The organism is Sulfuracidifex tepidarius, assembly GCF_008326425.1.
GTDB lineage: Archaea > Thermoproteota > Thermoprotei_A > Sulfolobales > Sulfolobaceae > Sulfuracidifex > Sulfuracidifex tepidarius.
On record NZ_AP018929.1, the window covers coordinates 825,839 to 837,263 of the forward strand.

The window sequence follows — 11,425 nt, forward strand, 5'->3', positions numbered from 1 at the left end:
TCTGCTTTGAACTAACTGTCCTTACTCTCCGCTTCCTTCCTTAAAATTTGCTGAACTATCCATAATGCCGAGATGGTTAGTACTATTATTGATATGCTATCAACCACAGGTAGCTGAGGGTCTTTAATTGATATATACGCTGTCCTATTAATAACCTTCCCGTGAGGAGTCACCGTAGGATGGGAATGGTAAGAGACTACAGCAGTGAAAGGAGTTGAAGAACCTACAGGGTTTACCGCTACCACGCTAAGGTTGTAATTTATATCAGGAGATATAGGCATGGAAAACTCCGTCTTGTTCCCTGTATAAGTCAAATTTCCGTCTAGATACACTTTATAATATTGTACGTCCGGAGTCTTAGGTATGTAGACCGTCAGGTTTCCATTAGCAACTTCAACCAACGGGAACGGCATTGAAGGGGGTAGGAAATAGTTCACGTTAAGGGTAGATTCCGTGACTCCTGCAGGGTTCCTAGCTATGACTAGTACCTTATACACACCGAAAGGTATCTTGATGAGTGTCCCTGTCAAATTAGAGAAGTTACCGGAATAAACTAAGCTCGTCCTTGAGAAAACTTTCACAGTATAGTTAGAGTAGAGGTTGCTTCCCCACCTTATCAAGAGACCCTTGGATGTGGACTGAGAGTAGAGACTGATCACGGGCTTCCCTACAGCTACGAAATCAAGAACAGATGGAGAGCTATTACCAAGCGAGTTAAAAGCTATCAACTTAACTCTGTAAGCGCTCCCGTTCTGAAGGCCAGTGAAATTGAAGTAGTTCGAGCCATATGGTAACTTGAAGGATTCCCTAAACGTGGAGTTCTCTAGATAGACATAGAAACCCTTCACTGGAGACCCTCCGTCAAACTGTGGGGATGAGAAGTTTATAGACACGTTAAGGTCTCCTAACTTCACTGAAACCACATTTGGAGGATTTGGAACAGCTAGAGGAGTAAAGGTATCTGTAGGAGACCAAGAGCTGTTTCCAGCTTGGTTGTAAGCCATCACACTCACGTCGTAGGTTTGACCGTCAACGAGACCAGTTAGATTATAACTCGTCACGTTTCCCACCTTTATCACGGATTGGATTCCATCATGAGTTACCCTCAAGTAGTAACCAGAGGAGAAGTTAACAGGAGACCATTGAATTAACGCTGTCTCGTTACTGGCTATGACATTAGGTTGTGACGGAACTAACGGAGGAACGTTAATCTTCAGGACGTCTACCACGGATGAAACTTCGCTTGTGTCCCCGTTGTATCCTCCTACAACGTAAAGCTCATTGCCTATCTGGACATATGAAGATTGAAAGAGCGGAGGATTCTCATAATTGTAAGATTGATACCACGACCCGTTTACCATGTAGTACACTCTTCCTTCATCCAGTCCAACTGTGGTGAACATTATTCCTCCAGCTACGAACAAGACACCGTTGAGATATGCGACTTGGGGATAACCCAACTGCATTGGAAAAGGAGTCAAGGAATACCAAGTGTTAGAAGATGGATCATACATTGAAACTTGGTTGGTGTAAGACGCAGAGTAACCTCCTAAGTAACCTCCGACTACTATCAAGTCTGTACCGTTGAAGACGTAACCTCCATCTCCCATTGGATACGGGGCTTCTCCTATCACGTTCCATGAACCAGAAGACGGGTTGAATACCCTCACAGCTGAAGACGGAGGGGTTGCAAAGTATATGGAGGACGTAGTTACGGATCCACCTACAACGTAAATTTCACCGTTGTACACGAATATGTAGGAGCCGTAAGCTGGGTTAGGTTCAGGCTGTCCAACAGAAGACCAAGAAGTACCGTTGAAGACGTAAACTACATCGTTTATCTTTCCCGAGGGGAGAACCCCACCTATTACGTATATTTTACCTTGATAAACTACTGCAGAAGGAAAGCATAAGTTGACCGGTATTGGGGGCAAAGGCTGCCAAGTGCCACCTTGATACTCAATGACGTTGCTTCCTAAGTTGGTATTTTCTCCAATTAAAACCAAAGAATTATCGTATGACACGCTCGTATCTCCAAATATAGGTTGGGGAAGAGAGATCTGGGACACTTGAACTCCGCTAATCGATGCTGATGCTATTGGAGATAGAAATGATATGAGAGACAGAACAAAGACGAGGGCAATGGAAGCATGTCGCCACTTCATAATACAGAGTGCAAGAAATCACATAAAAGTATATCGCGAAATATTCTGATTTGCAATGTTTTTAGGCTAAAAATATCTCCTTATTATTCTATAAGTAAAATCTTGCATTATTAAAGATAATTTAAGAAAATATGGGTCAACCCTCAGCTTCGAAGGGACGTAGATCTCCCTCTTGCCCGTCGTTATACCTTTCCATATAGCCTTAGCTACCGCTTCAGGTTCAACGGCGAACTTATCGAAACCGTTCTGGGCCATGGAAGAGAAGGAAGGGTGAGAGGTGAAATTGGTCTTGACAGGACCGGGGTAAACTCCAGATACCTTAATTCCAAGCTTGGACACTGTTGCCCAGAGGGAATTAGTGAAGCTCGACAGACCCGCCTTAGTGGCTGAGTAGACTGCTAGAGTAGTTGTGGAAACATAAGCTGCCTCGGAAACGACGTTCACTATAGAGCCTTCCTTTTGCTTGAGCATGTAAGGTAAAACTAGCTTAGTGATCACAATAGGAGCTAAGAAGTTAGTCTTGATCATGTACTCTTCTTCCTGTAATGGGGTGTCAGTGAACTTACCGTAAACACCGAAACCCGCATTGTTGACAAGTACGTCTATCCTTCCAAACCTAGATACAGTGTCCTCCACGACCTTAGCTACTGTCTCCCTGTCTATGACGTCCACTGACAGCTTCACGTCTCCAATATCGGGGGTTGACCTTGAGATAGCTATCACGGTGAAACCTTTATCTTTAAGCATACAAACCGTACTCCTGCCTATACCCTTAGACGCTCCAGTTACTATTGCAATAGGCACATTAACTACTCTCTTTTCGGCAATAAGAAGGTTTGTCTCATTAGTCTAACAAGCGAACTGAGTTTCCCTTTGCGTGAGGGACTCTCGTGAAGGCCAGATGCCTTATTCAAGCGGATTTCGAAGTTAAATTAGACCTCTCCGCTGTAGCAAGTAGTTAACTATCCTGATAACAGAAATGAGTATCATTGAGAAGACAATCAAGGTTGCTGCTGCGGTCACTGAAGCGTTGAAGTATGTCTGAAATTCGTTGTAGATGTAAATCGAAGACGTACAGTCTCCGTTGAATACCCAACCTGTCACATAAGGAGCTATTATGACCACTGACCCGAACTCACTTATTGCCCTTGCAACTGAAGTAAGCCCACCAGATAACATGCCTCCCAAAGACCTGCGAAGGACTACCCTAGAGAAAACGTAGAATTCTGAGTACCCGAAGCTCATTGCGTAGATTTCAGGATCGTCTGGTAGGGACTTGAAGAAGTTCTCCATCGACCTTATGTAGATAGGGGAAGTTACTATCATGAGGGCCAGGAAGACCCCCAGATAAGAGTAGTAAAAGACTATCCCGTGGTAATAGAGGAACTTCCCGAGGGGAGTTATCGGACTGTCTATGAAGACTAACGCGACTCCAACCAATGGATGAGGTATGGAGGCGGGGATGTCAACTATCGCTTCAACTATAGGATTGGAATGTCTCGCTAGAAAGTATGCTAGGGGAGTGAAGATACCTACGACGGTCACCACGCTTACTCCAGCTGAGAAGAACGTAAACTCTATTGAAGAGACCAAGAGCTTGTTCAATACCTCCTTAGAGACGAGGAAGGGACCGTAACCGTAGTAAAGTAAGTAAACTATAGGAAGAAGGAGGAGGATTGCGGAAAAAATTGAGATTAACTTAAGCGTATTCACCTTAGGCCGCACTGAAGTTCCCTCCATATGTTAGCTCTCCATTATTTAACATGTTCAGTATTTGTGAGGGAACGTCCGACTTCGACTGGTAGTAAAGGACGGGATGGGTTATCGGGGTTACGCTGAACTGGGAGAGCTCGTTCACGTTCTTGACCAAGAATTCTATGAAGTTTATTGACTGGTTCACGTTAGATGCTCCTTCAGGAATCGTGATATAGAGGTAGACAGGTCCTCCCGGTATGGTGTAATGTTCCCCGCTCTCAGTTATCACGTAAGAGAACGAGTGGTACCACGATAGCTCGTTAGGATAGTAGCCGAAGTTAAGCCAGTGAGGAAGCTTGAGGTACATGAAATGTTGGGACACTGCATAAGACACGTAAGAGAAGACGAAGTCCAAGGTTCCAGCCTTCAAGTCTGGCACGAAGTTAGCCGTAGAAGGTGCAGTTTTGACTTCATGTGATACGTTATATGCTAGGTTACAGTAATAGTACTGATTGTGATCAGGGGAATACAACTTTCCTGCCATTTGAAGTATCAGGTCACCGTACAGACCCTCTGGGTCACTGCTAGGGATCGATATCCCCATGGAGAAATGTGTAGACAACAAGGTAAAGAAATTGTTCCAGTAAGTCGTCTCGTTGGTTTTCATTGCCATAGTATAGTTGGAGTATAACTGACCCCAGTACGGGTTCATTGTAGTTGCGTTAGTGTAAACTAGTGACATGTGGTCTGAGATGAATGCTATAGCCCAACCCGGATCCCTTGTATCTTCCAACTGTACTGCTTGGATGAATGCAACTGGCACGAAGAGGTTAGTTGGGACGGGTGTCTCTTTCGCTATCTCTCCTGCAAGCCCGAACGAACCACCCGGCACTACTTTAACCGTAACTCCAGTGCTTTTCTGGTATTGAGATGCCAGGTAGTTGAAGATCGCTTTGTATGCACCAGCAACGTAAATAGTTAAAACCGTTGAAGTAGTCGGAACTGAAGAAGTTGTTGAAGGTGAGGAACTTGTTGTTGAAGACGTAGTGGAACTGTGCTTGGTTGTGAGATAAATTCCTATTCCTGCTATCGCTACTAAAATTATTACTACTATAACCACAGCTTGTATTTTTGATAAAGCCCTCTCCTTGTTTGACTTTCTTCTGAGTGTCATACTATGTTTCTAGAGAAATATTTCCCTATAAACTTTTTCCAAGTTAGTCTACTTAATATATTTAATTTAATTAAAGTATAATTTAGACAATAACTTATTTAGAAGAACAAGAAAGTCTTTTTTTCTCTAGCTAAGATATCTTAGAAAATTTTATTTGATAAGACAGTCTCTACTAAGAATAGGAATTCCTTAGAAACTGAATTAAAGGAAGAATAGGCCTACAAGTTCCTCAAGATGTCCTCAGAAAGAGCATCGAAAATAACGTATAGAGACTGAAGGATCTTAACTGTAACATCGAATCTCCTGCTTCCTAGAGTCCAACGGATTCACTTATTTTTACTTTCATTTCCACTTTCTCCTACATTTTTTATTTCATTCATTATTTCCTCTTCATAATTCTCCAATTTTTTACTCTCTTCCTCCAGTCTTCCTAACCTGATCTGGTTTTCTTTACTTATGGACAATTTACCATCTGGGCTTACATTTACCTTTAAATCTATAGATAATCCACCGTGCATCAACACGTTCCTGTATTTCAGGACTTCGCTGTGATACGAGTTGAAGTAAGACGTCACCAAATTATCGCATTTCTCATATTTGTTATCTTCAGCGTCAAATGTTCCGCCTCCTCTCAATTTCATGCAGAAGGCTACCGGTAGTTCTCTAGCTAGGGAGAATGCCTTATCGTACATCGATGCGTCTATGTAAAGTTTCAGCAATTTCATAAGTGAAGTGATGTCGTCTTCCATGTTTGATGTTATTCTCTCCACTTTGAACGTGGAGTAGAAGTTCGATAGGACTATCTCTCTGACGTCAAGCGTCTGGTGTTTGTACCATTCGCTGAAGAAAGACCTCAACTTATCGACGTCTTGTTTTATACTTTCAATGTTTTCGTTTACATCCTCAATGTCACGCATGGCGTTGACCGAAAATCCGTTCCTTATGTCGCGAAGAAGGTTAATCACCTTCCCAGGATCTGCTCCCTTTATATTCTTTATAACATAGACTTCATCCCCATTGAACGTGTTGGGGTTCAATCCTCTCAGGCTGGAACTATAGTCTTTGAAGTACCTTTCATCTAATTTCTCTATGGAGGAAGATATCATGAGGGAGTCCTTAGTAGCCTTCACCACTTCGGTGAGGTCTAACACTCTCACTTCCTGTGTACCAGGGTTCCCTATGACTGGAGCAGAGAAGAAGCTGGAGTTAAAGAGAGAACCTACGCTTAAAGTGATGGACACTAAGACGTTTGTGCCGTGAGTTAGGTCGACGAGGAACTCGTCGCAATCGTCAGACTCCAATTCTTTGAAAACTGAGTATATAACGTTAAACACGAAGGTTGGATTACCCTCCCTCTTATAGGGTTTTTTAACGACTCCACCGCCGTTTTTGCCGTCTTCATTAACCACTACCTCACCGTTACGGCTTAACGTAGCAGAACCAACGCCTATGTTAGGGATATATCTAACTTCCATCTTTTGTATGAATTCTTCCAGTCCTTTCTGTTTGTCTTCACTTAATTGGCTCTGTAATTTTGAGGCCCTTTTTCTCAATAAGTCTCTATAAGCTTTTACCAGGTTATCAACATTCACACTATTTCCTTCTTCAACTATTAAGCTGTCAGGCAAAAGGGCGACAACTCTATCCGGATTAAGCACCTGAGAGAGGGCATGTGCGGCAATGAAAGTAAATTCCTCTCTCCCGTTTATGATATATCTTACAGGATTATAATTATTTACATCTCCTGCAATGTATAATAAACATTTCATATAATCTATACATGTTTACTGTACTAAAAAATACTGTAGCCAATTTTTCCTAACCCTCATGTTTCTTAACTATTCTCTATTTTTAGTTCTCCTAGATTTTACGTAATAAAACAGTTACCAAATTAAGACGAAGCTTGGAATTTCACTATGTGATAAACTTGTAAAAAAAGTTTGGTAAAAACATGGGACGCAAACGAAAGGAACTTGGTAGGAATACAGTGAACTCACCCCGCCCTTACGGACGGGGCTTCCTGATTCACGGCTCTACCTTGCCAGTACCGATACCGGTAGAGGGCGGAGCTCCACATCTAAGGGTCGCACCGACCCCGATCTACGCAAGATGTTCAGGGAGGCGTTGTAATCACGGTCAGTCACCCAACTGCATCGTGGACAGGAGAACACTCTGTCAAGGTTAGGTCTTCCCTCACGTAACCGCATTTGGCGCAGGTTTTGGACGTGTAGGGTGGGTCCACAAGGAGGAGTGCCTTACCGTGCTTCTCCATCTGGTACTTCAAGGTGTTCTTCAGCTCGCGGAAGGCGACGTCGTGGAGCCTGAGCCTCAACTTCCTGGGGGACTTGTCCACGAGCTCCTTGACTTGTATGTCCTCCATCACGACGTCGTAGTTCCTCGCGAAGTGTTTGCCCAGCCTCATGTAGATGTGTCTTTCCTCAGGTTCCTGAGGTGTTCGTATGCCTCGGCTAACTTGACCTTCGCCTTGAACCAGTTCTTGGAGAGGAACTGCTTCCCGGACAGGATTCGGTGTAGGTGCCTCACCTTCCACAAGGCATTCTCGTAAGGCTTCACGTTGGGGAAGTACTCCCCATGGGACGTGGTCAAGAGCTTCTCCACCCCCACGTCCAGTGCCGTGATCTTGTTGACTTTAGGTAGCTTGGGGAACTCGTAATCGACCAAGAAGGAGATGTAGACCCTCTCCGAGGGGTCAACTTCACGACCACTCTCTTTACCTTATCGAGGGGGAAGTCCCTGTGCACGAGGACCTTGAAGACTCCCAGGTGGGAGAGGCTCAGCTTCATCAACTCCTTGGGGTGGCCGTCGCTTCTTTACTATTCTTCCTGATTATCTTCACGCTCAGACTTTCCACCCGCTCTGATAGACCAGGGAAGAGTACTTGTGGGGCTTCTCCTTGGGGAAACGCGCTAATCCATTGAAGAACCTCTCCCTAGCCTCGTAGAAACGATCCGCAACGTTCTGAGCATGAGAGTGCATTTGTTGATACTCCCCGTCCTGCTTCCTCAGGTCCAAGGCGAGTTGCCTCAACTGGGTTTGATTCAGACCTTTCCCATCTCTTTGGTAGAAATAGGAATCTGCCCAACGCAGGGTGTTTTACACCTCACACGCCATCCTCAACTGGGCCTTTAACGCCCTCAACGTTTGAGAATTTGTGTAAGCTCGAAACCTGAATCCTACGTCAGGCATTAGGAGATTTTTGAAGAGCCTATATTTAAATATGAGGGCTATCCATCCCCTCCCTGACGGAAGGGGACTTCCGCCCCCTTTGAACCCCCTATGAAGATAAAAACATCAATTTATTAAACAATTTATCACTCCTTTTAGCAAAACTCATTTTAGACTTCGTCTCCCCCGGTAAGGTATTGCTCAACCATGTTATAGATCTCTAACCATGAATAACCTTTAGATGAGAGCCTGAACTCTCCGTTCACGTTGAGGACTAAACCTTGTCTGCACATTTCGTCCAGTATCTTTTTGCCTCTGTCCACGGGTAAGTTAGATGAGGTACATATCTCAGTTATTTTCCTTCTGCCGTTCTTTATAGATATGAGTATGTCCATGACTATGTCATGTCTGCATCTGTTCAAATGGATCCCTCATGGATCTCCTTTTTTAAGTTCTCTAAGATAGTCGAGGTAGTTGTCGAAGGCAATTTTGTTCACTCATAATTTGTGAGTTTGTCTTTTTAAGATAACATAACATCATGTTTAACTATGGAAGAGTCATCTCTTAAAGAAAGCGATAATAAAAAGAGGTTATCCATAAGCGGAGGCTTCTCTCTGGACGGAAACTTGAGAGACTACTCCATCCTAGAGATAAAGGGGAGTGCTGAAATAGCTGGTAACGTTTCAGCACAGACCTTTGAGGTTTCCGGTAGCATAAAGTGTCAGGACTTAGAGTTTGATCAAGGTGAGGTATCTGGCAGTGTTAAGGCAAACGAGTTGACGGGAAACAAACTGGAAATAAACGGTTCTCTGAAGGCTGGAAAGGTCAATGTTAAGGAAATAGAAATAAACGGAGAACTGAAGGCTTCAGAGGTAAACGCTGAAAAGGTTATAGTGGGCAAGAAGTCAAGGGTCATTGGAACTGTAATCTGCACAACACTTGAATTGAAGAAGGAAGCTGAGGTAGATTCAGTGATAGCTAAAGACGTAGATATGGGTGTAAGCTCCTCGGTAGATAGCTTGGAATGCTATACTTGTAAGATAGGACCTAAAGCTGAAGTTGAGTTCCTCAAGTACGTCGTCTCAGCTCAGATAGATCCAGAGGCGAAAGTGAGACATTCAGCCAAAGTAGATAGGATTTCAAAGGACTTTGATCAGAGTAAATAGATTTAATCAAGAAATTATTATAATTACAAATTGATATTGATAAAAAGTCAGATAGCTATATTTTTACATGTCGGTTTCTCAATTAGCAAAGGAGTCTCAAGGCATTTCCTTAACCTACCTTAGATCCACGCTGGACAGACATCGGTCTTAATAATTGAGTCTGTATTTCCTTGCACACGTCATAACCTTGCAGAATATGAAACACCAGGTTCTATAAGGGACCACTTTTTAGAGATTCCAATTCCTTATAGTTTTTGATAAGTAAGAGTTTTTAACTCTACATTTATATTTTTCGACGAATTATTTCATTTTCTTTTATCTAAAAATTAAAAAATCCTCTACATGGTTAATCCGTTAAACTTTTATACTGAAATTTCTCAACTACGTTGGGGATGGCGTCCCCCCGGGTTAGCCCGAACCGCCCTAGAGGCTGATGACGCCTACTTCTTCAGGTGATTAAAATGCTTCAAGTGCTTGAAGAAACGGCGGTTCAGATCGTGGGGGTGCTGATACTCTCTCCTCTAGTTGTGGGAATTTATGAGAAAAGTAAAGCCAGAGTGGAAGGAAGGGTAGGACCTAGAGTCCTGCAACCTTTCTACGACTTGAGTAAGCTTTTCAGGAGGAAAGAGTTAGTGATTCCTGAAAACGCTTCCACTCTCTTCTTGTACGCTCCTTACATAGCCATGGGGATTTACCTGACGATCTCCTTCGTCATCCCGGTAGTCTACCCAGAGCCTATTTACCTCACTCCTACAGTGGACTTCCTCGGCGGTGCGATACTTTTCTCACTCGCTGGTTTCATAAAGAGCGTGGGAGCTTTAGACACCGGAAGTAACTTCTCAGCCTTAGGTGTCTCGAGGGGTCTGTCCTTTTCGTATCTGTCAGAGGCAACCCTGATAACTGTTTTCTTTGGAGTAGCGCTGATAACCGGGACTAACAATCCTTACGTCACCCTGTCCTACCTGGTCTCAAACCCCGAAGCTTACCTTTCCATAGACCACATACTGATTACAGTGGCTTTCTTCATGTTATGGCTCTTCGAGACCGGAAAATTGCCAGTCGAGAGCTCTGGGTTGTCAGAGATGGGAATGATAGACGGTGGAATAACCTACGAATACTCAGGCAAGCTTCTGGGCCTCATGGAGTTCTCGTCAATGATCAAACAGTACCTCTTGGGATCAGTCTTCCTTAACGTCTTCGCCTTCCCCTGGTTCATGCAAACAGGCGTCTTAGGTAGCATAGAGGACGTGGGAATCATGCTCGGTAAATGGCTAATCCTGATAGCTGTAACTGTGGTGATAAACACTTCCCTCGCAAAGCTAAGGCTCTACAAGGTACAGGACTTTCTGGCGGTAGCCTTCGTACTCTCGGTCATATCGTTGATCATAACAATCGTGGGTGGTCTCTAGTGATAATAGAAGATCAAATACTCTCTTTGGCAGGCCTCCTCGTGATCATAACTTCGTTCTTCCTAGTAGGTCAAGCGTACTACAAGCCCATTGTGAGGGCTCAAGGTGCGCAGTCGTTCATAATAGGCACAATCGCGATAGCCCTTTACGTTTTCTCCGGCAAAGTAGACTACCTCATCCTGGGGATAGCAGTGATCTCTCTGAGGAGCTTGGCGATCTCCTTCGCGCTAGAGAGGGCAATAAAGGGGAGGTTTGGGTTCAGGGAAAACATGAGGGGAGTAGCGTCCCTCCTCATAACCGATTTGATAGCTGTAGCAGTGATCTTCGTGATAGTCCTCTCGTTCGAGAAGAGTGTCTTCCACGAGGTCAACGACGACGTAATCTTCGGTGCGATACTCCTGCTTCAGGGGCTATTGTTGAGCGTCCTGAGGAAGGGGACTATACCTCAGATAATAGGTTACGTTGAAGAGGAGAACGGGATTGTACTGTTTGGCACTTTCCTGGTTTCACTCCCCCTCCTCATAGAGGCAAGTGCTCTCCTCGACGTCCTGGGGCTCATAGTGCTCACTTACATTATAATTAGGGAGAAGCCGGAACACGACAACAAGATCGATGAACTGGTGGGGTGAC

Annotated in this window: 9 protein-coding genes, 1 pseudogene and 1 riboswitch; of the genes and pseudogenes, 3 read left to right on the forward strand and 7 right to left on the reverse strand. The window is 44.1% G+C overall.

The features are described 5' to 3' along the window. Window positions 1–11 precede the first annotated feature (11 nt). The 7 genes and pseudogenes from IC007_RS03820 to IC007_RS03850 all read right to left on the reverse strand — a co-directional run bounded on the left by IC007_RS03820 (window position 12) and on the right by IC007_RS03850 (window position 8,642). Entirely contained in the window at window positions 12–2,165 is a 2,154-nt protein-coding gene (locus IC007_RS03820) for a fibronectin type III domain-containing protein (protein WP_054845865.1), read from the reverse strand. Window positions 2,166–2,231: 66 nt separating this feature from the next. Further along, window positions 2,232–2,969, reverse strand: coding sequence for an SDR family NAD(P)-dependent oxidoreductase (locus IC007_RS03825; protein ID WP_084739717.1), 738 nt, complete (start codon window positions 2,967–2,969; stop codon window positions 2,232–2,234). 123 nt (window positions 2,970–3,092) lie between these two features. Continuing rightward, window positions 3,093–3,905 carry an ABC transporter permease gene (locus tag IC007_RS03830; protein WP_054845864.1) on the reverse strand — a complete coding sequence of 271 codons (813 nt, stop codon included), beginning with the start codon at window positions 3,903–3,905 and terminating at the stop codon, window positions 3,093–3,095. Continuing rightward, window positions 3,880–5,034, reverse strand: a complete 1,155-nt coding sequence (locus IC007_RS03835) for a substrate-binding domain-containing protein (protein WP_149528389.1) — start codon at window positions 5,032–5,034, stop codon at window positions 3,880–3,882. The genes IC007_RS03830 and IC007_RS03835 overlap by 26 nt, the downstream gene beginning before the upstream one ends. Before the next feature lie 326 nt (window positions 5,035–5,360). Further along, window positions 5,361–6,803 carry a TM1812 family CRISPR-associated protein gene (locus IC007_RS03840; protein ID WP_054846922.1) on the reverse strand — a complete coding sequence of 481 codons (1,443 nt, stop codon included), beginning with the start codon at window positions 6,801–6,803 and terminating at the stop codon, window positions 5,361–5,363. Window positions 6,804–7,067: 264 nt separating this feature from the next. Then, window positions 7,068–8,241: pseudogene (locus tag IC007_RS03845) on the reverse strand (RNA-guided endonuclease InsQ/TnpB family protein). Between the two features lie 149 nt (window positions 8,242–8,390). Beyond that, window positions 8,391–8,642 (reverse strand): winged helix-turn-helix domain-containing protein, encoded by a 252-nt coding sequence (locus tag IC007_RS03850; RefSeq protein WP_054846786.1) that lies wholly within the window; start codon window positions 8,640–8,642, stop codon window positions 8,391–8,393. 126 nt (window positions 8,643–8,768) lie between these two features. On the opposite strand from IC007_RS03850, the gene IC007_RS03855 reads away from it, so the two are divergent. From IC007_RS03855 to IC007_RS03865, 3 genes are all read left to right on the forward strand, one after another. Further along, a complete protein-coding gene (locus IC007_RS03855; protein ID WP_054846787.1) occupies window positions 8,769–9,386 on the forward strand; it encodes a bactofilin family protein in 618 nt (205 codons plus the stop codon). A gap of 379 nt (window positions 9,387–9,765) precedes the next feature. Beyond that, window positions 9,766–9,836, forward strand: a riboswitch (Fluoride riboswitch). Window positions 9,837–9,847: 11 nt separating this feature from the next. Beyond that, the gene (locus tag IC007_RS03860) at window positions 9,848–10,795 is read left to right on the forward strand and encodes a respiratory chain complex I subunit 1 family protein (RefSeq protein WP_054846788.1); all 948 of its coding nucleotides are present in this window, start codon (window positions 9,848–9,850) and stop codon (window positions 10,793–10,795) included. After that, the gene (locus tag IC007_RS03865) at window positions 10,795–11,424 is read left to right on the forward strand and encodes a hydrogenase (protein ID WP_149528390.1); all 630 of its coding nucleotides are present in this window, start codon (window positions 10,795–10,797) and stop codon (window positions 11,422–11,424) included. Before IC007_RS03860 ends, IC007_RS03865 begins: the two co-directional genes overlap by 1 nt. Window position 11,425 lies beyond the last annotated feature (1 nt).

Bases quoted from the DNA above. Each gene is read 5' to 3' on its own strand.
- IC007_RS03820 (WP_054845865.1), bottom strand. From the start codon at position 2,165: ATGAAGTGGCGACATGCTTCCATTGCCCTCGTCTTTGTTCTGTCTCTC.
- IC007_RS03830 (WP_054845864.1), bottom strand. From the start codon at position 3,905: ATGGAGGGAACTTCAGTGCGGCCTAAGGTGAATACGCTTAAGTTAATC.
- IC007_RS03835 (WP_149528389.1), bottom strand. From the start codon at position 5,034: ATGACACTCAGAAGAAAGTCAAACAAGGAGAGGGCTTTATCAAAAATA.
- IC007_RS03840 (WP_054846922.1), bottom strand. From the start codon at position 6,803: ATGAAATGTTTATTATACATTGCAGGAGATGTAAATAATTATAATCCT.
- IC007_RS03855 (WP_054846787.1), top strand. From the start codon at position 8,769: ATGGAAGAGTCATCTCTTAAAGAAAGCGATAATAAAAAGAGGTTATCC.
- IC007_RS03860 (WP_054846788.1), top strand. From the start codon at position 9,848: ATGCTTCAAGTGCTTGAAGAAACGGCGGTTCAGATCGTGGGGGTGCTG.